Source organism: Imperialibacter sp., from assembly GCF_040222815.1.
Taxonomy (GTDB): Bacteria; Bacteroidota; Bacteroidia; order Cytophagales; family Cyclobacteriaceae; genus Imperialibacter.
Genome location: NZ_JAVKCH010000015.1, coordinates 271,252 through 295,471, shown reverse-complemented (window position 1 = coordinate 295,471; position 24,220 = coordinate 271,252). Strand labels below are relative to the sequence as shown.

Annotated in this window: 21 protein-coding genes; 14 read left to right on the top strand and 7 right to left on the bottom strand. The window is 45.8% G+C overall.

Annotation, left to right across the window (positions count from 1 at the left end; genetic code table 11):
• Position 1: 1 nt before the first annotated feature.
• On the top strand, positions 2-991 hold the full coding sequence (locus tag RIF36_RS05755; RefSeq protein WP_350149322.1) for a dipeptidase: 990 nt from the start codon (positions 2-4) through the stop codon (positions 989-991).
• Complete coding sequence (locus tag RIF36_RS05750) at positions 988-2,430, top strand: aldehyde dehydrogenase (protein WP_350126172.1); 1,443 nt, start codon at positions 988-990, stop codon at positions 2,428-2,430. The genes RIF36_RS05755 and RIF36_RS05750 overlap by 4 nt, the downstream gene beginning before the upstream one ends.
• 52 nt (positions 2,431-2,482) lie before the next feature.
• Here the strand turns inward: RIF36_RS05750 and RIF36_RS05745 are convergent, their stop codons facing one another.
• Positions 2,483-3,217 (bottom strand): hypothetical protein, encoded by a 735-nt coding sequence (locus RIF36_RS05745; protein ID WP_151998066.1) that lies wholly within the window; start codon positions 3,215-3,217, stop codon positions 2,483-2,485.
• Between the two features lie 665 nt (positions 3,218-3,882).
• Here RIF36_RS05745 and RIF36_RS05740 point away from each other — a divergent pair.
• Positions 3,883-4,857 carry a hypothetical protein gene (locus RIF36_RS05740; RefSeq protein WP_350126169.1) on the top strand — a complete coding sequence of 325 codons (975 nt, stop codon included), beginning with the start codon at positions 3,883-3,885 and terminating at the stop codon, positions 4,855-4,857.
• A 55-nt stretch (positions 4,858-4,912) separates the two neighbouring features.
• Here RIF36_RS05740 and RIF36_RS05735 read toward each other — a convergent pair whose 3' ends face one another.
• Both RIF36_RS05735 and dxs read right to left on the bottom strand, forming a co-directional pair.
• Positions 4,913-5,695, bottom strand: a complete 783-nt coding sequence (locus RIF36_RS05735) for an alpha/beta fold hydrolase (protein ID WP_350126166.1) — start codon at positions 5,693-5,695, stop codon at positions 4,913-4,915.
• Positions 5,696-5,713: 18 nt separating this feature from the next.
• Positions 5,714-7,633, bottom strand: a complete 1,920-nt coding sequence (gene dxs, locus RIF36_RS05730; RefSeq protein WP_350126164.1) for a 1-deoxy-D-xylulose-5-phosphate synthase — start codon at positions 7,631-7,633, stop codon at positions 5,714-5,716.
• Between the two features lie 166 nt (positions 7,634-7,799).
• Between dxs and RIF36_RS05725 the strand changes: the two genes are divergently transcribed.
• Entirely contained in the window at positions 7,800-8,588 is a 789-nt protein-coding gene (locus tag RIF36_RS05725; protein WP_350126161.1) for a segregation and condensation protein A, read from the top strand.
• 53 nt (positions 8,589-8,641) lie between these two features.
• On the opposite strand, the gene ndk is transcribed toward RIF36_RS05725, so the two are convergent.
• Entirely contained in the window at positions 8,642-9,061 is a 420-nt protein-coding gene (gene ndk, locus RIF36_RS05720) for a nucleoside-diphosphate kinase (protein WP_350126159.1), read from the bottom strand.
• 194 nt (positions 9,062-9,255) lie between these two features.
• Here ndk and RIF36_RS05715 point away from each other — a divergent pair, with 194 nt between their 5' ends.
• From RIF36_RS05715 to secDF, 8 genes are all read left to right on the top strand, one after another.
• A complete protein-coding gene (locus RIF36_RS05715; protein WP_350126156.1) occupies positions 9,256-10,287 on the top strand; it encodes a DHH family phosphoesterase in 1,032 nt (343 codons plus the stop codon).
• Positions 10,280-11,191, top strand: coding sequence for an FKBP-type peptidyl-prolyl cis-trans isomerase (locus RIF36_RS05710; protein ID WP_350126153.1), 912 nt, complete (start codon positions 10,280-10,282; stop codon positions 11,189-11,191). Before RIF36_RS05715 ends, RIF36_RS05710 begins: the two co-directional genes overlap by 8 nt.
• A gap of 3 nt (positions 11,192-11,194) precedes the next feature.
• Positions 11,195-11,677: an FKBP-type peptidyl-prolyl cis-trans isomerase gene (locus RIF36_RS05705; protein ID WP_350126151.1), complete on the top strand. Its 483-nt coding sequence runs from the start codon at positions 11,195-11,197 to the stop codon at positions 11,675-11,677.
• Positions 11,678-11,690: 13 nt separating this feature from the next.
• A complete protein-coding gene (locus RIF36_RS05700) occupies positions 11,691-12,260 on the top strand; it encodes an FKBP-type peptidyl-prolyl cis-trans isomerase (protein WP_350126148.1) in 570 nt (189 codons plus the stop codon).
• On the top strand, positions 12,230-12,868 hold the full coding sequence (gene rdgB, locus RIF36_RS05695) for an RdgB/HAM1 family non-canonical purine NTP pyrophosphatase (RefSeq protein WP_350126145.1): 639 nt from the start codon (positions 12,230-12,232) through the stop codon (positions 12,866-12,868). The genes RIF36_RS05700 and rdgB overlap by 31 nt, the downstream gene beginning before the upstream one ends.
• Complete coding sequence (gene udk, locus RIF36_RS05690; protein ID WP_350126142.1) at positions 12,865-13,494, top strand: uridine kinase; 630 nt, start codon at positions 12,865-12,867, stop codon at positions 13,492-13,494. Before rdgB ends, udk begins: the two co-directional genes overlap by 4 nt.
• A gap of 223 nt (positions 13,495-13,717) precedes the next feature.
• Positions 13,718-14,128: a hypothetical protein gene (locus RIF36_RS05685; protein ID WP_350126139.1), complete on the top strand. Its 411-nt coding sequence runs from the start codon at positions 13,718-13,720 to the stop codon at positions 14,126-14,128.
• A 160-nt stretch (positions 14,129-14,288) separates the two neighbouring features.
• Positions 14,289-17,276: a protein translocase subunit SecDF gene (secDF, locus tag RIF36_RS05680; RefSeq protein ID WP_350126136.1), complete on the top strand. Its 2,988-nt coding sequence runs from the start codon at positions 14,289-14,291 to the stop codon at positions 17,274-17,276.
• Between the two features lie 223 nt (positions 17,277-17,499).
• Here secDF and clpB read toward each other — a convergent pair whose 3' ends face one another.
• Positions 17,500-20,112 carry an ATP-dependent chaperone ClpB gene (gene clpB, locus RIF36_RS05675; protein ID WP_350126133.1) on the bottom strand — a complete coding sequence of 871 codons (2,613 nt, stop codon included), beginning with the start codon at positions 20,110-20,112 and terminating at the stop codon, positions 17,500-17,502.
• 194 nt (positions 20,113-20,306) lie between these two features.
• Here clpB and RIF36_RS05670 point away from each other — a divergent pair, with 194 nt between their 5' ends.
• On the top strand, positions 20,307-21,080 hold the full coding sequence (locus RIF36_RS05670; protein ID WP_350078310.1) for an ion transporter: 774 nt from the start codon (positions 20,307-20,309) through the stop codon (positions 21,078-21,080).
• The gene (locus RIF36_RS05665; protein WP_350126130.1) at positions 21,067-22,188 is read left to right on the top strand and encodes a TRAP transporter substrate-binding protein; all 1,122 of its coding nucleotides are present in this window, start codon (positions 21,067-21,069) and stop codon (positions 22,186-22,188) included. The genes RIF36_RS05670 and RIF36_RS05665 overlap by 14 nt, the downstream gene beginning before the upstream one ends.
• 12 nt (positions 22,189-22,200) lie before the next feature.
• Here RIF36_RS05665 and RIF36_RS05660 read toward each other — a convergent pair whose 3' ends face one another.
• Positions 22,201-23,520: a TRAP transporter large permease gene (locus RIF36_RS05660; RefSeq protein WP_350126127.1), complete on the bottom strand. Its 1,320-nt coding sequence runs from the start codon at positions 23,518-23,520 to the stop codon at positions 22,201-22,203.
• Positions 23,513-24,040: a TRAP transporter small permease subunit gene (locus tag RIF36_RS05655; protein WP_350126124.1), complete on the bottom strand. Its 528-nt coding sequence runs from the start codon at positions 24,038-24,040 to the stop codon at positions 23,513-23,515. Before RIF36_RS05655 ends, RIF36_RS05660 begins: the two co-directional genes overlap by 8 nt.
• Positions 24,041-24,220: the final 180 nt, after the last annotated feature.

Below are 24,220 nucleotides of genomic sequence, written 5' to 3'. Positions count from 1 at the left end.
TATGAAGCAGCCTATTGTTGACCTTCATTGCGATTTGCTATCCTACCTGTCGTCAGTACCAGGTGCCCGGGTAGATAAGGCTATGGAATTTGGTGCCGCCGTACCGCATTTAAAGGCTGGCAATGTTAAACTTCAGGTAATGGCCATCTACACCGATACCAAAGCAGGAAGTAGTGCGGCTGGTGAGAAACAGCGAAAGCTTTTTGACGAGCTACCTATTCTCTCCAACGGTTTTTTTAGTCGTTTTACAAGCAGTGCACTTTCTCCGGAGACACTGGAGAACCACTCTGGCTGCTACGCATGGTTGGCAATAGAAAATGGATCAGCCTTTTGTGAAGAGGACGAGAGCCTCGGCGCAGGCTTACTTCGGCTGGAGCAAATGGACGCCTCGTCAGGGCCACTGGCCTATATTATCATGACTCATCACTATGAAAACCGTTTTGGCGGTGGAAACTATTCGGATGTTGGGCTAAAGGCCGATGGTGAAGTGCTGCTTGACTTTCTGGACGGGAAAAGGATTCCTGTTGATTTGGCACATACGAGTGACAAGCTGGCTTACGGCATTCTGAATTATATCGATAAAAGGAGCCTTAATATCCCGGTGCTAGCTAGCCACTCCAACTTTCGAAAGATTCACAACCATGTCAGAAACCTTCCGGATGAGCTTGCTATGGAGCTGATAAGGCAAAGTGGACTGATCGGCATTAATTTTCTGCGTAACTATATCAACGACACCGATCCTGGAGTGTTGTATGATCACATTGACCATGGCACAAAGCTTGGGGCGCAGCACCTTCTGGCATTTGGTGCCGACTTCTTTTATGCATTGAATCACCCTGACCCGTCTCGCTACCCAATCTATTTTCAAGGACAGGACAACGCCTCCTGGTATCAGAAAATTCTCGCCGAAATGAGGGAGAGGGGTGGGGAGCATTTTGAAGATGGAATTGCCTATAAGAATGCGATTGGTTATTACTCGTCATTGAAGTGAAGAAGTTTGCCAACTATATCGACGGAAAGCTGGTGACCCCAAAGTCAAAAGACTATCTGGATAACTATAATCCGGCGACGGGCGAAGTCTATAGTTTGTTGCCTGATAGTAGCCATGAAGACGTTGAGGAGGCAGTAGCCGCAGCAAAAGGAGCATTTCCGGGGTGGTCTACCCTCACTCCCGGGGAGCGGTCACAGTACCTTATTAAAATTGCAGACGCTGTGGAACTGTGCCAGGCAGAGCTTGCTCTTGCTGAAACAACCGATACAGGAAAGCCCCTGTGGCTTTCAAATGCCATGGATATTCCCAGGGCAGCAGCTAATTTCCGTTTCTTTGGGCACGCTATAACCCAATTTGCCTCCGAATCGCATTTGGAGGACGGTGTTGCACTGAATTATACCCGACGTGGCCCTCTTGGGGTGGTTGGGTGCATTTCTCCCTGGAATCTGCCCTTGTACCTCTTCACCTGGAAGGTAGCGCCGGCGTTAGCTGTAGGCAACACAGTGGTCGCCAAACCCTCTGAGCTCACTCCCTACACTGCCTTTCTGTTGTCAGAAATTTGTATAAAGGCCGGGCTGCCTCCTGGCGTCCTGAATATTGTACACGGGGCTGGCGGCAAGGTTGGCCAGTCCATCGTCCAGCACGGCGAGGTCAAAGCCGTGTCGTTTACAGGAGGAACTGCCACTGGAAGAAAGATTGCTCTTATGGCTGCCGAGACATTTAAAAGGACATCCCTTGAGCTTGGTGGCAAGAACCCAACCATCATTTTTGAAGATTGTGAATTTGATTTGGCTGTTGAGAGCGCTGTTCGATCTTCCTTCACCAATCAGGGTGAAATATGCCTCTGTGGTTCGAGAATTTATGTCGAGGAAGGTATTTATGAGAAGTTTTTGAGTGAATTTGTAAAACAGGTTGGCGGTTTGAAGGTGGGCGATCCATTGGACGGCGACGTAAAGATAGGGGCACTTATTTCTCAACAACATCAACAGAAGGTGCTACAGTATCTGGAGGTAGCGAAACAGGAAGGTGGGCATGTTTTGTGTGGCGGCGGCATGGAAATGGTTGCTGGCAGATGTGAAGGGGGCTATTTTGTGCAGCCTACTGTGATTGTTGGGTTGCCAAACTCATGCCGGACAAATCAGGAGGAGATATTTGGGCCAATAGTAACCGTTCAACCTTTTAAAGGGGCCGATCAGGCCATTAGCCTGGGCAACGAGTCATCGTATGGCCTGGCGGCAAATATTTGGACGTCTGACCTGAAGAAAGCACACAATGTTTCTCACAAGCTGAATTTTGGTATTGTATGGGTCAATACCTGGCTTTTGCGGGATCTTCGCACTCCTTTTGGCGGAATGAAGAACTCTGGTTTGGGTAGAGAGGGTGGTTTCGAGTCGCTGCGGTTTTTCACCGAAGCCCAAAACATTTGCATCAAACTATAAAAAGAAAGGCCTCAACTGAGGCCTTTTATTTTTTATAAGTCGGAGTGAGCGATTAAACAGCTTCGCCTTCTGGCTTAAGTCTGTTGATTTTGAATGGCTTACGCTCCTTATGTCCGCAGTAAGAGCACTCATAGTATTTCATCATTTCACCATCTTCATCATTCGTAGCCGTCCTTGTAACTTCCTCTTTCATCACTCTGAGGGTTTGATAGTTACACTCGCTGCACTGTAGTGCATGAAGTCGACCATTGTATTTTTCAATCTTCACGTAACCTGACACTTCATCAATCCAAACGTCATAGTCTACGGAGAAGGCAAGTTCTTCAGCCTGCATACCTTCGTCAAGGTATTCATCTTCCTCTTCTTCACTCAGAAGCTTCATCTTGCGGCCATCGGGAGAGAGCCTTGGAGAGTATCTCAATTTCTTCAGACGCTTCTCAATATAGAAGGGGTAGTAAAACTTGAGTACATTTTGAACAACCACACCTGCAATGATACCAAGCATGGAACTAACGAATATCCTTACGAAGAACCAAAGAACACCTGTTTGTTCTACAAGCGTATTTGAATACAAAGCAGCACCAATGATTATAAGAAGAAAGGCATACCACAAAAAGTTAATCTCGTTTTTGTTGATATAGTCATATTTAGTTTTCTTATCACCGATAGAAGCTAATCTGAGGAAATGATAAATAAGGACAACTAAACCGATAGCAACTAAAGCATAAGCCCCATATTTCCCATAGGTGTTCCAAGCTTCAAGCAGACTAGGTGAAATTTCTTGCATAGCGATTCGACGTTAATAGGTTCAAAAGTAAGTTTTGTTCGATGTAAGGTTTATGTGGCAATTAAATAGCTCTTTCGTTGTGAGAATTGCACATTTACAGTATTGCAATGTACAAATATATTTAATTCAGCATTTATTCAATCTTATAAACAGCTAAAATTAAAAAAAAATTGACGGCAACCAAAAGTATCAGAATGTCGGGGCGGGTCGTTTTGGGCTGCTACTCAATGTAATATGCAAAACGAAAAGGCAGGCATAGCTGTTTGGTTTTCTTCCGGAAAGCAGAAATAGCACTCTCTTTCGCAACTTTTTGATGAAAATCTGGTTCAATAGTAGAAATACCTATTATTAGGTATGGAATTTGCATGTGGTTATTGGTACCTTTGGGTAGTTTATTGACTCTTCAATTTCATTACCCCAAAGCCAACCATAATTATTTAGAATGCCTCAATATAAATTGGGAGCATAGATGTTGTTAGCAACCCAAATTTTTAACCCTAAGGGCAATTAGGCCTCTGTTTGTTATCAAAGTGTAATTTTTTTGTAAAATCTCATTTGACCTGATAAAAACGTTGGTAAAATTTAAAAATAGTATTAACTGGGTATAAACTTTAATTTTTACGATATAATTCATAATCTTGCAAACCAATTCAAATTATTTAACCATGAAAAAACTATTTAGAAATTTATTGTTCTTTAGTGCAATCGGATCTGTAGCCATTTTGGCAAGTTGCGGTGGTGACGAAGAAGAGCCACTACCAACTGCACCTTCGATTGAAGTAGAAGTAGAAGGTGTTGAAGTATCGGGATCTGCGATTTCCGCTGTTGAAGGTGAGACAGCTACCTTCACAGTTGTTGTTACCGCAGAAGGGCTGTTTAATACCTTAAAGATTGTACCATCCGTTGATGGGGTTGCAGGAACAGCACAATTTATTGGAAAAGATGAAGCAGCGGTGACACTTACTGAGGAAGGTACTGTCGGGACGGTTGTCGTGACTTATGAGTTTGATGCCGAAGACGTTGGTAAGGAGCTATCTTGGGAATTTGTGGGAGTTGACGATGAGGCGCAGGAAGCTTCAAAAACTTTTACAGCTACCGTTGAAGCAGCTCCCGTTGAAGTAGTTGTGTATACTGAAACACTTATTGGTGGTCAGTCTAATGCAACGCTAGGAAGCTTTTATGATGCAGAGGAGAACAAAGTTTATAAGTACGCTGAAACGAGAGAGACTCATTCAGCCAGCGTCGACTTCTTGTTTTTCTATGGCGACACTAATAAGTACGCAATTGCTGCAATGGATGATGCCGACGCAAATACTGCATTTTCTTCTGCACTAAACGTTACCAATGCGCTATCGGCAATAATGCCAACTAAAAACGCTACCAAGTTTAAGGTAACTGCCCTGACTGCTGCACAATTCGACGCAATCGGAGATGTGGACGCACTAGCCAGTGCCTATGGCGAAGTGGCAGCAGACGCTTCTAAGGTGAATAACCTTGAGGCTGGTAAAGTGTTTGCTTTTGTCCAAGCTTCTGCAAGAGGATCAAAGAAAGGTCTTGTAAAAGTTGTCAAAACTGATGGGACTTCTGGAACCAACAGATCGATTACTGTTACAGTTAAGATAGAGCCATCTGAAGACTAAAATTTGCTTTTAGGTAAAATACAGGGGCCACTCCATCGGGGTGGCCTTTCTTTTTTTACGCCAACGAGCTAAGCGCCTTTTTGCACGCTTCAGGTTGTTCGTACATGCCCATGTGGGCTGTCTCCTCCAAAAGCACAAATTGATCAGAGCCAACCATTTCCGTCATCAGCAGACTTTGTTCTAATGGCACAGCCCCGTCTTTTTCTCCAGCAATGATGAGCTTTGGCTGCTCAAACATCTTCAACACTTCGCTTCTTTCGGGCCTGTCCCGCATGGCAGCAGTGTAGGCGGTCAGGGTATCAAGCCTGGTTCCTGATGCCAGGCCAACTACTTGCTCCACAATGTCCGGATTCTTCCTTCTAAAGAGGCTGTGGAAAAGACCGGGAACAAACTCAGTGGTAAAGCTTTCTACTCCGCTTTTGGTGACGTAATCAATCACTTTGTTTCTTGTTGCTTTCTTTTCCCCTGAATCAGCAAAGACAGTGGAGTGAAACAGACACAGGCCTTTCAGGCTATTCCCATATTTTTCTGCCATAGCCAGCGCCACATAGCCTCCCAGTGAATGCCCGACAACAATCGGTTCAATCTTTTCAGGATCAATCACCTGACGGTAAATAACCTCAGCCACCCAATCGATGGAAAGTGGGTTGGGTAGCTCTACCTTGCTCTTCCCAAAGCCGGGAAGGTCGACAAGATAGATTGTTCTGCCAGGAAAAGCCGACAGCATATTTTCCCAAATGGTGTGATCCTCACAAAAACCGTGAAGCAAAAGTACAGGAGGGTGGATAGAAGACGGTAGTTCCTCTTCTGGTGACAGTTTCTTTACAAATAGGCCCATAGAGCCAATATAGTAAGATTATTTTAGTACGCCGGACGGCTCAAGTAGTTTGACAGCTGCGTCGTAAATCCCTTGCGCATCGAAGCCACACTCGTGGTGCAGTTCATGCTGTTCTCCGTGCTCAATCACGTCGTCAGGGATTCCCAGCCGCACAATTTTGGCTGTATAGCCGTTGTCGGCCATAAACTCAATGATGGCACTGCCGAAACCGCCCTGTAGGCAGCCATCTTCGACTGTGATTACATATTTGTGAGTTTTGAAGACCTCGTGCAGCATCGCCTCATCCAATGGCTTCACGAACCGCATATCGTAATGGGCTGCATCCACATGATCCTCTTCTAACATATGGCATGCTTCGGTGGCATAGTTCCCAATGTGCCCTAGGGTTAGGATAGCCAGGTCATCGCCTTCTCTAAGCTTTCTGCCCTGGCCAATTGGTATTTCTTTGAAAGGGGTCTTCCAATTGGGCATTACCCCGTTGCCTCTTGGATACCTGATAGTGAATGCACCTTCTTTTTGCAGCTGGGCGGTATACATCAGGTTTCGAAGCTCCTCCTCATTCATTGGTGAGGAAACGATCATATTAGGGATGCAGCGCATGAAAGCAATATCGTAAGCCCCATGGTGGGTGGGCCCGTCAGCTCCTGAAAAGCCGGCCCTGTCGAGGCAGAATACCACCGGCAGATTTTGAAGGCATACATCGTGGATCACCTGGTCGTAAGCACGTTGCATAAATGTGCTGTAGATATTACAGAACGGTGTTAACCCCTGCGTAGCCAGGCCGGCAGAGAAAGTGACCGCATGCTGCTCGGCAATGCCTACATCAAAAGCCCTGTCTGGCATGGCTTTCATCATGATGTTCATAGAGGAGCCAGAGGGCATCGCTGGGGTGATCCCCATTATCTTTTCGTTCTTTTCGGCCAGCTCAACAAGTGTATGTCCAAACACGTCCTGATACTTGGGCGGTTGTGGCGCATCATAAACTTTCTTGTGAATCTCTCCTGTCAGCTTATCGAACTTACCCGGCGCATGCCATTTTGTTTGGTCTTTTTCCGCTAAAGCGAAGCCCTTGCCTTTCACTGTTACGCAATGCAGAATCTTAGGCCCGGGAATGTCTTTCAGGTCATTAAAAATCTGTGCCAGATGCGTAACGTCGTGGCCGTCTACCGGCCCAAAATATCTTAAGTTGAGGGATTCAAAGAGGTTGCTGCTCTTTATCAAAAAGCCCTTTACACTGTTTTCTACCTTGGAAGCAATTTCCTGCGCATTTGGCCCAAACTTGCTGATTTTTCCGAGGATGTTCCACACTTCATCCTTCACCTTGTTGTAGGTGTGGGAGGTGGTGATGTCAGTAAGGTAATCCTTTAGTGCGCCCACATTGGGGTCTATCGACATGCAATTGTCGTTCAACACTATCAGCAGGTTGCTGTTGGCTACACCCGCATGGTTCATGGCTTCGAAGGCCATTCCACCAGTAAGGGCACCGTCGCCTATTACAGCTACATGTTGCTTCTGCTTTTCTTTTTTGTAGTGGGAAGCCACTGCCATCCCAAGCGCCGCAGAAATAGATGTTGAAGAGTGACCTACCCCAAAGGCGTCATATTCACTTTCCTTTCTTTTGGGGAAGCCGGATATCCCACCATAAAAACGGTTGGTGTGGAATACCTCCTTTCTTCCTGTGAGAATTTTATGCCCGTATGCCTGATGCCCCACGTCCCAAACCAGCTGATCATTTGGCGTATTAAATGCATAGTGAAGGGCGACGGTAAGCTCCACAACGCCAAGGCTGGCTCCAAAATGCCCACCATATACTGACACATTGTCGACAATGAATTGACGTAATTCATCCGCTAGCTGCACTAGCTGTGATGGATCAAGTTTTCTGACGTCAGAAGGGTAATTGATAGTGGAAAGAAGCTCGCCGGGCTGTATCAGCATACTATTCGCAGGTTGTGATATAAGGTAATCAACTAACCAGTTCCTTAAATGTTTATTATAACTTTTTTCTCTTTATGAGTCAATCGAGGTGGCAAAGGTACATTTTTTTGGCTAAAGGCTTACTATTATTTACTGAGTTGGTAAATTTGATGCTACCTTACAGAAAATGGATATCTCACAAACAGATTCTTCAAAGTTTGAAATCAAATTGGCATTGTTCGAAGGGCCGTTTGACCTGCTCTTGTTCTTCATTGAAAGAGACGAGCTGGATATTCATGACATTCCCATTTCTAAAATTACGGCCGACTTTCTTGACTACCTGCAGCACCTCGAGTCAATGAATATTGAGGTGGCCAGTGAGTTTATATTAGTAGCAGCTACGTTGATGCGCATAAAGGCAAAGATGCTGCTACCCAGGCCAGTGCTGGACGAGCTAGGCAATGAAATTGACCCAAGAGAGGAGCTTGTTAAACACCTGCTGGAGTACAAGAAGTACAAGTCGGTGGTGGAGGAGCTCTCGAAAATGGAGGCAGACAGATTGGACAGAGAAATGAGGGGGAATCTTGAAAAAGAGCTCAGGTCGCTGTCAGAAATAAACAATGTGGAAGCCGAGTTGCAGGATATTGACCTTTATAAGCTGCTGAAAGTGTATATGCGGGTGTTGGAGAGGTTTGAGTACGAGCAGAAAAAACCGATACACAATGTGGTGCAATACCCATTCACCATTTCCAGTCAAAGGGACTTCATCATGAATAAACTGGGTGATGCTGGCCGGGTGTCGTTTGCTAATGTAATGGAAGATATGCCAACGAAAATCGCAGTGATATTTAACTTTCTTGCCATTCTGGAGCTGCTGCAAATGAGAATGATCACCATTTTCATTGGCGAAGGATTTAACAACTTTTGGATTGAAAAACTTGAAGGCGAAGAAGTGGTGGTGCTGCCTGAAGAATAAAAAAAAGCCATGAAATGCTTCATGGCTCTGTGGCTCGCTTTGGCTAATCTTTCTTAAACCCTCTCGAACTGAGAGAAAAAGAAGCCAGCTTCAATGGCAGCATTCTCGTCTGAGTCTGATCCATGCACAGCATTTGCCTCAATTGACTTAGCAAAAATCTTGCGGATGGTTCCTTCAGCAGCCTTGGTAGGGTCGGTGGCACCAATAAGTTTGCGAAACTCTTCTACTGCATTGGCTTTTTGAAGCACTAGGGCAATTATTGGTGCTGAAGACATGTAGGCACAAAGTTCACCATAAAAAGGACGTTCCTTATGCACTTCGTAGAACTTACCAGCCACCTCGGGAGTCAGCTTAGTTAGCTTCATTGCTTTAATAGTAAACCCAGCTTCCTCAATCATTTTTAGGATTGCGCCGGAGTTTCCTGCGCCGTAAGCGTCAGGCTTAATCATTGAAAAGGTAATTGATCCTGCCATTTTTGATTATATATTAGAAAGGGTTTTCAAAACGCCCGCAAAGTTAGCAGATTAATTTGTTTTGAACGAACGCTGGCACTAAATAGGCACTCCTTTAACCATTTGCGTTCGGGAATGCGTTTTTCTAATTAAAATATTCTTCTCACTTTTGCACTTCACATTTTACCTGTTCTCCTCGGAAGGTATCATTTTACATGCAGCAAATTGACCAGTTTAGGGATTTACTCCTTCAACCCAAGCGAATAATCATCACTACCCATATAAAGCCAGATGCCGATGCATTGGGCTCTTCGTTGGGTTTGGCGAATTATCTTTTGGCAAAAGGGCATCATGTGGATGTGATTACCCCCACTGATTACCCGGAGTTTTTGGCCTGGATGAAGGGAAATGACGCTGTAATCAACTTTGAAGATGGAAATGAGACGCTCTCGGCCAAGTTAATCGATGCGGCTGACATTATTTTCTGCCTCGATTTTTCCACGCTGTCCCGGATTGAAAAAGTAGGAGAGCTGGTGGCTGCCTCCAAGGCAGTGAAGGTACTCATCGATCATCACCTCAACCCAGGTGACTTCGCCGATTACAGCCTTTGGACGATAGAAGCTGCGGCAACCGCTGAGCTCGTTTTTCAGCTTATCGAGCAACTTGGAGACAAATCCCTTATTGACAAAGATATTGCAGAATGCCTTTATGCAGGCATTATGACCGACACAGGCTCATTTCGGCATCCTTCAACTTCATCCAGAGTTCACCGAATAGTGGCGGACCTGATAGACAGTGGTGCGGATGTCACCAAAGTGAGCAAACTGATTTACGATAATAACTCCATTGACAGACTGAAGTTTTTAGGGTTCGCTTTCAGTCAAAGGTTGCAGGTGCTGCCCGAGTTTGGTGTTGCCTATTTTGTGATCAGCAAGGAAGACCTGAAGAAGTTCAACTCAAAGAATGGTGATACTGAGGGGCTTGTGAACTATGCCTTGTCAATAAAGGGTGTGGTGATGGCTGCCACAATCATCGAAAGAGACGGAAAGGTAAAAATGTCTTTCAGGTCGATGGGAGATTTTTCTGTCAATCAGTTTGCCAGAGATCATTTTGATGGCGGGGGTCACAAAAATGCAGCAGGAGGAGCCTCCACGGATAGCCTGGAAGCTACAGTTGAAAAGTTCAAGAATTTATTGCCTTTATATAAAGAAGATTTAAACAAAAACATTTCATTCTTACATGTTTAATAAAATTAAAAACCTATCGGGGTTGCTGGGACTGGCAGCTCTGGTAATTGCCTGTGGTGGTGCTGACAAATTTACAACGAAATCCGGGGCAGAGGTGTCTTACATTCGAAACGGAGAGGGAGAAAAACCGGCGGATGGCCAGATTCTTACCATGCATATTTCGTACCTCAACGAGAATGGAAATGCGCTATTCAACAGTGTGGAAGCCGGTGGAGGCCGACCATTGCCGATGCTTTATAACGACTCGGCCTGGCAAACTCAGGGAGTACTTTACGAAGTGTTCCGTGAACTAAAAAAGGGAGACAGTGTGCAATTTAAAATGACCGCCGAAGCACTATTTGAGGATACATTCGGAACTCAGTTGCCGGACTCTATCAAGAGAGGCAGCCAGATCACCTTCAATTGCAGCCTGGTGGATATGATGAGCGAAGAACAATATCAGGAGGAGCAGATGGCGTTACAGCAAGCTGAAATGGAAAAAATGCAGATGGAGGCTGAAGGTCAAATTATAGTTGACGGTGAAATCATCGACAAATATTTGGCTGACAATAATATTGCTGCTCAAACCACTGAGTCCGGCCTTCGCTACGTTATCACAAAGCAGGGCACCGGCGAAACTCCGACTCCCGGAAGCATGGTAAACGTGCATTACCTGGGCACCACCCTTGCAGGCGAGAAGTTTGATGCTTCATACGACAGAGGCGAGCCTCTACAGTTTGTGATAGGCAGAGGACAGGTGATTCCAGGTTGGGACGAAGGCATTGCCCTGCTCAATACAGGTGCTGAAGCTACGCTTTATGTGCCGTCTTCCCTGGCGTATGGCCAGAGAGGTGCTGGTGGAGCAATTAAGCCTAACGAAATTTTGAAATTTGAAGTAGTGTTGGTTGGGATTGAACAAATGTAGTCTATGATAAAGCGAATTTCTCTTCTTTTACTTGTGGTGATTGGATTGGTGACGTTGGGGTGTAATAAAGATGATGATCCGCTTACGCTACAGGAGCAGTACGATGCTATCGATAAGTACATTAAGAAGAACGACCTGAAAAACGTTCAAACTACCACAAGTGGACTCAGGTACACAATCACCAGGGAAGGCGCAGGCGCCTTCCCCAGAGTGAACGAAGTAGTCACTGTAAACTACGAAGGTAAATTGCTTAGCGGAAAGAAATTTGATTCTTCTTATGATAGCGGTGAGGCATTTAAGTTTACCCTTGGTGTTGGCAAAGTAATTAAAGGATGGGACGAGGGAGTGGCGCTGTTGCCTGTAGGCAGCGAAGCCATATTGCTCATACCTTCAAATCTTGGCTATGGCACGAGAGGCTTTGGGGACGATATAGGGGCCAATCAGGTTTTGGTTTTTAAGATTGAAGTTTTGGATAGCAAAAGATAAATAAAGTCAAGTGATGATATTTAGAGTTAGAACAGCTGCGGTTATTTTGTTTGTTGCAACGCTGGCAGCGTCACTTGCGAGCTGCGATCTTAGTGTAGATGAGCCTGACCCCGTATTTGATGTGGAGGCGCAATACAAAAAGGACAGCATAGCCATCGATGAATATTTGGCTAAGTACGGCATTGAGGGCGTGCAGACTACGGAGAGCGGACTTAGGTACAAAGTGCTGGAAGAAGGCAGCGGGCCTGCACCCAATAAGAATGACATCGTTTCGGTGCACTTTACCATCAGCAGAATGGATAGCGCCGTGATAGAGACTACGTTCACTGACGTGGCTTTGAAGTACAATATCTATGACTCAGCCATTGCCTATGTGCCCTATAAATTCAATTTTGGAGGTGGATTTGTTTTCGAAAACACCTTTTTGGTGGCCGGCCTTAGGGAGGGAAGCCAGCTAATGAAATTGAACGATAGATACGTATTTTACCTGCCTTCAAAGCTGGCCTTTGGACAGGTTGCCTACGGACAAATACCGGCCAACTCACCATCCGTATGGGAGCTGAAGATGGTTCAAATTCGCTAATGCCGGAAATGAAGGAGATTTGCATCGCATCAAACAATGCGCACAAGCTAAAGGAGATAAAAGAAATACTAGGGGAGAGCTATCAACTTCTCTCCCTTTCTGATATCGGCTGCACCGACGACATCCCGGAAACGCAGCCAACTATTGAAGGGAACTCGCTACAGAAGGCCCAATACATTTGGGATCATTACAAAATCAATTGCCTGGCAGATGATACAGGACTACTGGTCGACTCTCTCGACGGCGAGCCGGGCGTGATTTCTGCAAGGTATGCCGGCGACCACCGAAGTGGAGAAGACAATATTGCACTTCTTTTAAGTAAGCTTGATGGAAACCCTCAAAGAAATGCTCATTTCAAAACCGTAATGACCTTTATTGATGCGGGTAGCATTTATCAGTTCGAAGGAAAGGTATTTGGAGAAATAACTGCACAGGTAACAGGTGCCGGAGGCTTTGGCTATGATCCGGTTTTTTTACCTGAGGGTAAAACACTTACTTTTGCTGAAATGGGTAGCAAGGAAAAAAATGCAATAAGTCACCGGGGCAGAGCCCTGGCAAACTTTGCTGCCTTTTTGAAGTTTCAGCAAATGTCCGCTAGCCTAAAATGAAAGAACCGCTCGTTGTAGGAATGACTGGAGGCAGTGCCTCAGGAAAGACGTTGTTTCTCAGCAGCCTGATGGAGATTTTTCAGGAAGGCGAAATCTGCCTCGTTTCTCAGGACAATTACTATAAGTCAAGAGATACGCAACCCGTTGATGAAAACGGCGTCAAAAATTTCGACACCCCTCTTTCGATAGATTTCGACGAATTTCGGCATGACCTGGAGGAGCTCAAAAGAGGCAAGACCGTGCACAGGCAAGAGTATACTTTCAACAACCCCAACGTCACACCAAAGGACCTGGTCTTTAAGCCATCTCCAATAATTATTGCAGAGGGTATTTTCGTGTTCTACGACAAAGAGCTCTCCAGCCTTTTTGATCTCAAGCTTTTTATTGAGGCCAAGAACTACCTCATGCTCAAGCGCAGGATAACCAGAGATGCCCTGGAAAGGGGATATGATTTGGACGACGTACTCTACCGCTATGAAAAGCATGTGGCCCCCACGTTCGAAAAGTACATTGAGCCCCTTAAACATGAGGCCGATATCATAATTCCCAACAACCATCATTTTAAGAAGGCACTACAGGTGGTGGTTGCTTATCTGAAAATGGAACTGGCCGACAGAAAGGCATAAACCGACCAGGGCAATCGCATTTAAAACAAATTCCAGATTTTACTTTCAAAGCTGTTTATTACCCCTGTCCTTAAGGGTGAAACAGCTTTGAAATTCTTCTTTTCCCTTTAGGGCCAGGGTAAAAAAGAAGAATTTCGACAGGATGGTTTTAAATGCGATTGCCCTGATAAATCGACAACTTTACTGGGAAGTTTGGCGGAAAGCCTTACTTTTGCGGTTCTTCATGAAAACTCAGTTGAAAATATTAAGCAAGAAGAAAAGCATCACGCTGGCAGTGGGTCTCCTGGCTGCCTTGGTAGTGGCATGCACGTCTGTTTTTCAGTTCAGCTTAACTTCTATTGATGCTGATGTTAATAAAAGTGAAGTCGCTCAGACCCAGGGTGACACAGACAATTTGCAGTTTGAAGCCCACCGGACGGCGGACGATAATACTGATTCGCAAAAAACAGTATATAAGATCCAGGCTGTTTCGCAGGGAATCCAATTGCACGTGACTTATACGCCCATCGTTTGGGAGTCGTTCGACGTTGATTTACCTGCATTCAAAGCGGAGATTCCGCAGCAGCTTTATAAAGCCGGTTGGGAGTATTTTAGGGTACTCTTCACAGACATTATAGCTGCAAACGCCCCTTAGGGAATCCCTTTCCCTGTAAGGCCGAGTCTGGCCTGCTGATGATCTCATACATACTGCCCACGAAATAGCCTTTAGGGCTAATCACGTAAAAAGCAGAGGAATTTTGTGCGGCATGGTGATGAGCGATTAAATAAACTACTGAAAAATAAACATAACACTCATGAAAAATAAAGGTGGAATAATACTACTTACCGTAGTTGTTTCCTTACTATGTATCTATTACCTCTCCTTCACATTCGTGTCGAAGGGAGTACAGCGCAAGGCTGAGCAGTATGCGACCGACGCCTCTGGGACAATTAATTTTACCAAAAAACAACAGTACCTGGATTCGGTTTGGAATGAGCCAGTCTACAATTTTTTGGGTATTGAATTCACATACAAAGAAATAAAGGAGACTGAATTAAACCTCGGCCTTGACCTTCAGGGAGGTATGCACGTAACCCTTGAGGTGTCGCCGATTGAGATTGTAAAGGGGCTGAGCGGTGATAGCAAGGATCCAGCTTTCATCACATCACTGAATGAGGCGAGACAGGTAACCCTGACGTCTCAGGCCAGCTTTGTTCCCGAGTTCTATGCTGCCTATCAGCGGAATGCTCCCGGTCAAAAGCTAAGCTATATTTTTGCCAATGCAGCAAATAGGGGGCGCATCAGCCTTCAGTCTACTGACGAAGAGGTGCTGGAAATCATCAATTTCGAAGTTGAAAATGCAATTGATCGTTCTTTTCAGATTCTGCGTACTCGTATCGACAGGTTTGGAACATCGCAGCCAAATATTCAGAGACTGCCGGGCACAGGCCGCATTCAGATAGAATTACCCGGAGTTGATAACCCTGAAAGGGTTCGCAAGCTTTTACAGGGTGTTGCGCAGCTTGAGTTTTGGGAAGTAAATGAAGTCAATGACATTTTCAGCACACTTTCGGCTATCAATCAGCTGGTTGTTGACGATGAGAAAGCAAAGAATGCTGAAGTAACTGTTTATCCAGACTCGAGCGCCGCAGAGTCAACCACTGCATCAAATGACCTGGCTGACTTACTTTCTGACTCAACGGCTGACGATTCTACAGATTTGGCTGCTCAGTTGGAGTCAGATACCTCTGACATATCAGCGCTGTCGAGCGGACAGTCACCACTTTTCAGCTTGATGAAAGGTGGTTATGGGCTGATGTATGATGTGAAGGACACTGCCAAAATCAACCGCATTTTTGAGCGCAAAGACGTGCAGGGCATGATTCCTTCAACGATGAAATTTCTTTGGGCAGTAAAACCGACGCAAATCGACGAATTTTCAACCGAGGAACTTCTGGAGCTATACGCAGTAAAAACGAGCAGAGGTGGCAGAGCCCCTCTTACCGGCGAAGTAATCACGGATGCCCGTCAGGACCTGGATCAAAGCGCCAGGCCGGCTGTGAGCATGCAAATGAATGCTACAGGGGCAAAAGCCTGGAGAAAGCTTACCAGCGAGAACATCAATCGGCGGATTGCCATTGTACTTGACAATTACGTTTATTCAGCGCCAATGGTGCAGGGTGAAATACCTAACGGTAGCTCTTCTATTACCGGCACATTTACACTGGAGGAAGCCAAGGATTTGGCCAATGTGCTAAAGGCCGGTACACTTCCAGCACCAACGACTATCGTGGAAGACGTAGTAATTGGGCCGACGCTTGGTAAAGAGGCTCAGCAGCAGGGAATCATATCAATTGTGGCTGGTTTGGCCATTGTGATCATCTTCATGGTGGCTTATTATGCCAAGGGTGGTTTCATCGCCAACCTAGCACTTGCCTTCAACGTGTTCTTCATACTTGGGATTTTGGCCCAGCTAAGTGCCTCACTCACCCTTCCGGGTATTGCGGGTATAGTGCTTACCATTGGTATGGCGATTGACGCCAACGTGTTGATCTTTGAAAGGATTCGTGAGGAGCTAAGAGGCGGTGCCTCTATTAAGCAGGCAATCTCTGGGGGTTATGAAAAGGCTTACAGCTCTATCATTGACTCCAACGCTACCACCTTCCTTACTGGTCTTATCCTTTATACGTTGGGCCAGGGACCAGTGAAAGGTTTTGCCATCACGCTGATGATCGGTATTGTTTGTTCGTTCTTCTCGGCCGTATTCATCACAAGAGTAATTGTGGAGTGGTGGTCTAAGAAAGGTGATGAGAGTAAGATTAGCTTTGACTCACCTCTTTCGAAGAACTTCCTACAGGATACAAAAGTGGATTTCATAGGAAAAAGGCGTTTGGCTTACATTTTCTCAGGCACGTTCATTGCGCTGGGTATAGTAGCTTTTATTATCAAAGGAGGCCTAAGCATGGGTGTTGATTTCACTGGCGGGCGCTCCTACATTGTGTCGTTCGCTTCTCCCCAGACGCCATCAGAGATGAAAGTGAAGCTGTCAGACTCCTTTGATGGGCAGAGCACAGAAGTGAAGTGGTACGGCGGTGACAATGTGCTGAAAATTACTACAAGCTTTTTGATCAATAATGAATCGGACGAAGCCGACTTGCAAGTGAGGGAAGCTTTGATCAGCGGTGTGAGTAGCATCACCGGGTTCCAATACACCGAGGACGATAGTAAAGTGGACGATACACATTTTGCAATTTCGAGCTCCTCGAAAGTAGGTGCAACAATTGCAGATGACATAAAGGCCTCGTCTACGGAGTCAGTGATTTTCGCTCTGATTACCATCTTCCTTTACATACTGATACGGTTCAGGAAATGGCAATTTGGCCTTGGCGCCCTCGTAGCGCTATTCCACGACGTACTCTTTGTGTTGGCGGCTTTGGCAATTGCGAACTTGTTCGGCCTTTCTTTCGAGGTTGATCAGGTATTTATAGCAGCCATGTTGACGCTGATCGGTTATTCAATTAACGATACCGTTGTAGTGTTTGACCGGGTGAGGGAGAATATGCAATTGAGACCGTCAAGCGATAACAAAACAGTGTTTAACCTGGCATTGAACGAAACAATAAGCAGAACTACAATCACTTCTGCTACCACCCTTTTCGTGGTGTTGATTCTTTTCTTGTTTGGTGGAGCAGTCCTCAAAGGGTTCTCTTTTACCCTATTGATTGGTATTTTGATAGGAACATACTCCTCTTTGTTTATTGCAACTCCGGTTGTTTTAGACTTTGAGAAGAAAAAGAAGTAAAAGTGTAAACCGTTGCAAAGGGAAGGAGTACAGAAATGTGCTCCTTTTTTTATTTTTCTTACATGAGAAAGATGTATGCTGATGTTGATCGTTTAGGTCAAAGTGAGCTGGATACCTTTGTATAGATCTTCAAGGTCTTTTGATCCAGCTATAAGAATATAAAAAAAGGGAAGCAGTTGTTAACTGACTTCCCTTTACTTTTTTTATTTCAGATCAACCACGGCTAAATCTTGACTTCATCCAGGTTAATAAACTCAATCTCCCGGTTGTCGTTGAGCGACACTCCTATGACTGAGTCCTTTTGTACCTTGCCGGCAAGAATCTGCTTCGACAGCTCATTGAGGATCATTCGTTGCATCACCCGCTTCAATGGCCTGGCACCAAACTGAGGATCAAAGCCCATTTCGCCAAGGTAATCCAGTACGTCTGCCGAAGCCTCCAGTTTTATACCGTTTTCTTCCAGTCTCCTCTGAATCAGCTTAAACTGGATTTCGACAATTTTTCTAATGTCCTTCTTATTCAACGGCTCGAAAAGAATGGTCTCGTCGATCCTGTTGAGGAACTCTGGCCTCACAGATTTTTTCAAAAGGTCAAACACATTCTTTTTCACTTCCGCCAAAGTGGCTTCTCTGTTCGAGTCGTCCATGGTGTCAAATGCCTCCTGAATAATGCCGGATCCAATATTGGTGGTCATGATGATGATGGTGTTCTTGAAATTGGCCACTCTTCCTTTGTTGTCGGTAAGCCTTCCATCGTCAAGCACTTGTAGCAGGATGTTGAACACATCGGGGTGCGCCTTCTCAATTTCGTCCAGAAGGATGACTGAGTATGGTTTTCTCCTCACTGCTTCTGTCAGCTGACCTCCCTCATCGTAGCCCACATATCCCGGAGGAGCTCCAATAAGCCTGCTCACAGCATGGCGTTCCTGGTACTCACTCATGTCTATTCTTACCATAGCGTTGTCGTCATTGAACAGGTACTCGGCCAGTGCCTTTGCCAGCTCGGTCTTACCAACACCAGTCGTACCCATGAAGATAAACGAACCTATAGGCCGCTTAGGATCCTGAAGACCGGCACGACTTCGCCTGACAGCATCGGCCACCGCCTCAATGGCTTCACTTTGTCCGGCCACTCTTTTTCCAAGTTCTTCTTCCAGCTTCAAAAGTTTGTCCCGGTCGCTCTGAAGCATCTTGCTTACGGGTATACCTGTCCATTTACCGACTATTTCAGCAATGTCCTCGGCCTCAACTTCTTCTTTCAAAAGCGAATTTCCTCCCTGAAGCTCCTTTAGCTGCTCCTGGAATTTTTTGAGCTTTTCTTCGCTCTCTACAATTTTCCCATAGCGAATCTCGGCTACCCGCCCATAGTCGCCACTTCTTTCGGCTTGCTCTGCCTCCAGCTTGTATTTTTCGATGGCTTCCTTTTCATGCTGAATGCCCTGAATCACAGACTTTTCATGCTGCCACCTGGCCTTCAGTGCATCTCTTTGCTCGCTTAAGTCGGCAATCGTTCTTGAAAGCTCTTTTTCCTTCTCCTTGTCTTTTTCCCGCCGAATGGCCTCCCTTTCGATTTCCAGCTGCATAATGCGCCTGTTCAGCTCATCCAGTTCCTCAGGAAGTGAATCAATTTCAATCCGAAGTTTTGAAGCGGCCTCATCCATTAGGTCAATGGCCTTGTCGGGCAGAAACCTATCAGAGATATACCTGCTTGAAAGCTCAACAGCGGCTATCACAGCGTCGTCTTTTATCCGAACGCCGTGGTGCAGCTCGTATTTGTCCTTTATGCCCCGGAGGATCGATATGGCGTCCACTACAGACGGTTCGTCTACCACAACCGCCTGGAACCTTCTTTCAAGGGCTTTGTCTTTCTCAATGTACTTTTGATATTCTTTTAGCGTTGTGGCTCCGATGGCATGGAGCTCTCCTCGTGCCAGTGCCGGCTTCAGCAGGTTGGCAGCGTCCATGGCGCCCTCGCCTCCGCCACCGGCGCCGACTAGGGTATGTATTTCGTCTATGAAGAGGATAATTTCGCCGTCGCTGTCGATCACTTCTTTGATCACTGCTTTTAGCCGCTCTTCAAACTCACCCTTGTATTTAGCGCCAGCCACGAGTAATCCCATATCCAGGGAGATAAGGACTTTCTCCTTCAGGTTTTCCGGCACGTCACCGTCCACAATTCTTTGAGCCATCCCTTCAACAATGGCGGTTTTACCCACCCCCGGCTCACCCAATAGTATTGGATTATTCTTAGTCCTTCTGGAAAGGATTTGCAGCACCCTTCTGATCTCTTCGTCCCGTCCGATCACCGGATCTATCTTGCCCTGGCGGGCCATTTCGTTGAGGTTTTTCGAATACCTCTCCAGCGATTTATACTTTGCTTCGGCGTTTTGATCTGTTACAGTGTTGCCACCCCTGAGTTCCTTGATGGCCAACTTCATTTCCTTCTCTGCAAACCCAGCCGACTTCATCGCAGTTGCAATTTTATCCTTGCTACCAAGTAACCCAAGAATGATATGCTCAACCGCTACAAACTCGTCCCCAAACTCTTTTAAATAGCTGGTTGCCTTCTGTAGCGCCGCTGCCGATTCATTGGAGAGATAGGGTTGTGATCCGGACACCTTAGGGTAGGAGTTTATTATTTCCTCAATTTTCTCGTTCAGATTTAGCCTGTTGATGCCTAATTTCTTCAAAAGAAAAGGCATAACATTCTCATCTGTCGACATGATTGCTTTGAGTAGATGCGCTGGCTCTATAGCCTGCTGCTCATAACTTTGAGCGACCTCGGCCGCCTTTTGAACAGCCTCCTGTGATTTTATAGTGTAGTTATTGAAGTTCATCTCTTTTTCTTTTGTGCTTATCCATCGGTCAAATACCGAACCAGGCCGCAATAGGATTATTTTTAGGTCAAAATGACAGAAAAACCAAATCATCCGTGGACTTTTCAGACAATTTGGCGTATTCAAGCTTCATAAAAATGTAATACCAATTCCATTCTTTATTTCTTATTTTCAGGCCGAAATAGAAATCTTGAATGGAATCGGTAGCAGAGGATAATTTAGAGCAGCCACCCAAGGCGACGAAATTTGAAAAAGTTTTGCTTTGGCTGTCACTGTATGTGGTGGTGGAGTTGTACGTGAGCTCAGTCACAGAGTATACTCCGCTGGTAGACGATATAACATATTATGTCGACTTCAGCATATGTATGATTTTCCTGTACGACTTTTTCAAGGGTCTTTGGAAGGCTGAGAACAAGTGGAAATTTGTTGCCAACAATTGGATAGACTTTGTTGCTTCCATACCAACTGTAGGCTTCCTTCGGGCGGCGAGAATTTTCAAGATTTTTAAGCTTTTGAGGGTACTTAGGTCAGCGAAGTATGTTTTTCAGTTTTTTAATAGAAAAACCTCTTTCAGCACCTTCCGGAATGTGGTCATTCTTAATGTTGTCGTGGTATTGCTTTTCACGATCAGTTTTTATCATGCGGAGAGAAATGCCAACCCTCATATCTCCACGTTCACTGACTCCCTGTGGTGGACAACAATTACGACTATGACAGTTGGCTTTCTGCAGGATATTCCACCCGTGACGCCTGAAGGAAAGGTGCTTTCTGTCGTTCTTATTTTTGCAGGGATGATCATTGGTGCTACCATGATTGCAACGATTACTGACTATTTTATTGAGGATGAAGATATTCAGGTGAACGTTAATCGGGTGCATGATAAGTTGATGGAGGTTGAGAAGAAACTAGATACGCTTACTGAGAAGCTGGAAGAGTTGTCCAAATCCCAAAAGAATGGAAATCAATAGACGGAAGTTTTTAGTGAAAGGCGGATTGGGGCTGGCTGGTGGCACGGCCGGAATGCTTTCTGCCTGCACTGAGGAAAAGAAGCAGATTGAAACTCCATACATCAATTTTAACAAGTCGTTTGAGTGGAAAATGGTCACCACCTGGCCTCCAAATTTTCCTGTAGTGGGTGAGGGCTGCGTGATGATGTCGAAATGGGTGGAAACCATGAGCGGTGGTCGCCTTAAAATCAAAGTTTATGGCGGAGGCGAGCTGGTTCCGGCGCTGGAAGTTTTTGATGCCGTAAGCAGTGGTGCCGTAGAGATAGGCCATGGTGCCTCCTATTACTGGGCAGGAAAAGTACCGGCTGCCCAGTTTTTCGCCGCAGTTCCATTTGGGATGAACGCCCAGCAGATGAATGCGTGGATCATTAGCAGCGGGGCCATAGCGTTGTGGGAGGAACTGTATGACCCCTTCAGGCTGGTGCCCATGATCGCCGGGAATACCGGCGTGCAAATGGCGGGCTGGTTCAACCGGGAGCTGAATACAATGGACGACCTGAAAGGCCTGAAAATGAGGATTCCCGGGCTGGGCGGGAAGGTGTTGTCGGAGGCTGGAGGCACATCGGTGCTGCAGGCTGGGGGCGAAATTTACAGCAACCTTGAAAGAGGTGTGATCGATGCTGCCGAATGGATTGGCCCCTATCATGACTACCTCATGGGATTTCAGAGAGTGGCTAAGCACTACTATTATCCAGGTTGGCATGAGCCAGGCTCGGTGCTGGAGCAGATGGTGAACAAAGACAAATTTGAGGCACTTCCAACAGACCTGAAAGAAATAGTGCGGGCAGGGGCGTCTAAGCTCAATGAATGGATGCTTGCTGAGTTTGACGCAAAGAACAGTTTGTACCTTAAAAAGCTCCGGGAGGAAGAGGGAACGGATATCAGAAAACTTCCTGATGTGATTTTGAGGGAGCTAAAGAAAATAAGTGATGTGATGCTTGGTGATATGGCGCAAAGCGATCCTGTCATTAAAAAAGTATACGACAGCTTTACAACGTTTCGAGATCAGGTGAAACCCTGGTCAGATATTAGCGAACGAGCTTTTTATAATGATGTGCTAGGCCAATAGGACTGTTGTTGCCTACTTTTTGAGCAGATCTGGTAAAAAGGAGACAATCTCCGGAAAGAGAACGACAAGCAGAAGAAATACTAGCTGTATCAATACAAAAGGAACAATTCCTCTATATAATTGCCCGGTGGTGATATGTTTTGGTGCTACTCCTTTCAGGTAGAACAGTGAGAAACCAAAAGGTGGCGTGAGGAAAGAAGTTTGCAGGTTGAGGGCCAGCAATATCCCCACCCATACAAGGTCAACTCCCAGCTTGGCAAATATTGGTGCCACCACTGGCACGATGATGAAGATGATCTCGATAAAGTCGATAAAAAAGCCGGCGACAAACACGGCGAGCATCACCACAAACAAGAACGCACTAACAGACAAGTCGGAATTCTCAATGAGTTGAATAAGGAATCGGTCGCCCCCTAATGCCCTGAAAACCAGCGAAAATGCGGTTGCGCCAATGAGGATTGTAAAGACCATTGTGGTGAGGTGGGTTGTTTCTCTCATCACGCCCTTCAATACGTCAAGGTTGAATTTGCCAGACATAACGGTGAGCAATGTGGCGCCAAGAGCACCAACTCCAGCAGCTTCAGTAGGAGACGCAATGCCCGCAAAAATGGATCCCAACACAGCTACAATCAGCAGGAGAGGAAGTACGAAAGCTTTTATAACCTGCCCGGTTATTCCCTTTTCTCTGAAGGCCCTGATTTCCTCTTCCGGCATACCCGGTGCCTTGTTGGGTTTGACAATGGCATACACCACTATGAAAGCCAGGTAGCAAAAAACCAGTGCAACGCCAGGCACAACGGCAGCGGTGAAGAGATCCCCAACGGAGACGTTGAGCACACTGCCCAGCAACACTAAAACCACTGATGGCGGAATAATTTGACCCAAGGTGCCAGCTGAGGCAATGGTGCCTGTGGCCAGCTCAGGACTAAACCCTCGCTTGAGCATGGTTGGGAGACTGATAAGGCCCATCGTAATGACAGTAGCCCCAACAATCCCTGTGGAGGCTGCCAGCATGGCACCCACCAGCACAACCGCTACCGCCAGTCCTCCTTTGAACTTCCCAAAAATAAGTGCCATGGTCTCGAGGAGGCTTTCTGCCAGGCCGGATTTCTCCAGCATAATTCCCATAAAAACGAACAAGGGCACAGCTATGAGAACAAAGTTGTTCATGGTTCCATAAATCCTCAATGCAACCAGGTAAAAGAAGTCGGCATCGAAAAAAATAAGACCAAAAATTACTGAAAGGCCACCCAGTGTAAATGCCACTGGAAATCCCCAAAGAATAAAAATGAATATCAGACCAAACAGTATCAGCGCCCAAACTTCATTCATTGTCTTCGTTTTTTGATGGATTCAAAATGGTGACGAGTGATTTGATAGCCAACGAAACACCCTGGAGGAATAGTAGAAAGAAGCCGATTGGGATAAATGCTTTAATGATGTAGCGGGCAGGAAGGCCCCCCGGGTCAGGAGAATTTTCTCTGATGATCCAGGAATTGTAAACAAACAGAAGTGATATTTTGATGATCACAATACAAATTGGAAGGAGAAAGAGTAGCACGCCGAGTAAGTTGACGTATGCCTGTTTCTTAGGCGACATTTCTCCATAAAACACATCAACTCTTACGTGCTTGTCGTGCTTGAGTGTGTAGCCAGCGCCAATTAGAAAGATGGCTGCGAAAAAATGCCATTCCAGCTCAAACACAGAGGCAAAGCTGACATTAAAAATATACCTCATTGCTACATCGAAGCAAAAGACAACGACCATAACCCCGGCAAGCCAGGAGATAAGCCTTCCTGCGTATTCATTCAGCGCATCAATCCTTTCTGAAATAAGGGTAAGTAGGTGCATATCAATTTTTGTGGAATGAAGATATGGTTTTCCTTTTGAAGAGCAAGGCCACATTTGCACGAGAGCCCGGTAAATGATTTGCAAGGTGTTTAGTGAGTGGTTTGCGACTTGAGCGAGGCCAGTTCAACCTTTAGTAGTCGGAAGAAGGGCAAGTCAGATGAAGAATCCTGCTATCCTTTA

Excerpts from the sequence above, each read along its gene's own strand:
- RIF36_RS05665 (WP_350126130.1), top strand. The coding sequence starts at position 21,067 with ATGGAAATCAATAGACGGAAGTTTTTAGTGAAAGGCGGATTGGGGCTG.
- RIF36_RS05705 (WP_350126151.1), top strand. The coding sequence starts at position 11,195 with ATGATAAAGCGAATTTCTCTTCTTTTACTTGTGGTGATTGGATTGGTG.
- RIF36_RS05685 (WP_350126139.1), top strand. The coding sequence starts at position 13,718 with ATGAAAACTCAGTTGAAAATATTAAGCAAGAAGAAAAGCATCACGCTG.
- RIF36_RS05740 (WP_350126169.1), top strand. The coding sequence starts at position 3,883 with ATGAAAAAACTATTTAGAAATTTATTGTTCTTTAGTGCAATCGGATCT.
- RIF36_RS05725 (WP_350126161.1), top strand. The coding sequence starts at position 7,800 with ATGGATATCTCACAAACAGATTCTTCAAAGTTTGAAATCAAATTGGCA.
- ndk (WP_350126159.1), bottom strand. The coding sequence starts at position 9,061 with ATGGCAGGATCAATTACCTTTTCAATGATTAAGCCTGACGCTTACGGC.
- RIF36_RS05660 (WP_350126127.1), bottom strand. The coding sequence starts at position 23,520 with ATGAATGAAGTTTGGGCGCTGATACTGTTTGGTCTGATATTCATTTTT.
- RIF36_RS05715 (WP_350126156.1), top strand. The coding sequence starts at position 9,256 with ATGCAGCAAATTGACCAGTTTAGGGATTTACTCCTTCAACCCAAGCGA.
- RIF36_RS05735 (WP_350126166.1), bottom strand. The coding sequence starts at position 5,695 with ATGGGCCTATTTGTAAAGAAACTGTCACCAGAAGAGGAACTACCGTCT.
- RIF36_RS05710 (WP_350126153.1), top strand. The coding sequence starts at position 10,280 with ATGTTTAATAAAATTAAAAACCTATCGGGGTTGCTGGGACTGGCAGCT.
- RIF36_RS05700 (WP_350126148.1), top strand. The coding sequence starts at position 11,691 with ATGATATTTAGAGTTAGAACAGCTGCGGTTATTTTGTTTGTTGCAACG.
- rdgB (WP_350126145.1), top strand. The coding sequence starts at position 12,230 with ATGGGAGCTGAAGATGGTTCAAATTCGCTAATGCCGGAAATGAAGGAG.
- dxs (WP_350126164.1), bottom strand. The coding sequence starts at position 7,633 with ATGCTGATACAGCCCGGCGAGCTTCTTTCCACTATCAATTACCCTTCT.
- RIF36_RS05755 (WP_350149322.1), top strand. The coding sequence starts at position 2 with ATGAAGCAGCCTATTGTTGACCTTCATTGCGATTTGCTATCCTACCTG.
- udk (WP_350126142.1), top strand. The coding sequence starts at position 12,865 with ATGAAAGAACCGCTCGTTGTAGGAATGACTGGAGGCAGTGCCTCAGGA.
- RIF36_RS05655 (WP_350126124.1), bottom strand. The coding sequence starts at position 24,040 with ATGCACCTACTTACCCTTATTTCAGAAAGGATTGATGCGCTGAATGAA.
- RIF36_RS05670 (WP_350078310.1), top strand. The coding sequence starts at position 20,307 with ATGGAATCGGTAGCAGAGGATAATTTAGAGCAGCCACCCAAGGCGACG.
- RIF36_RS05745 (WP_151998066.1), bottom strand. The coding sequence starts at position 3,217 with ATGCAAGAAATTTCACCTAGTCTGCTTGAAGCTTGGAACACCTATGGG.
- secDF (WP_350126136.1), top strand. The coding sequence starts at position 14,289 with ATGAAAAATAAAGGTGGAATAATACTACTTACCGTAGTTGTTTCCTTA.
- clpB (WP_350126133.1), bottom strand. The coding sequence starts at position 20,112 with ATGAACTTCAATAACTACACTATAAAATCACAGGAGGCTGTTCAAAAG.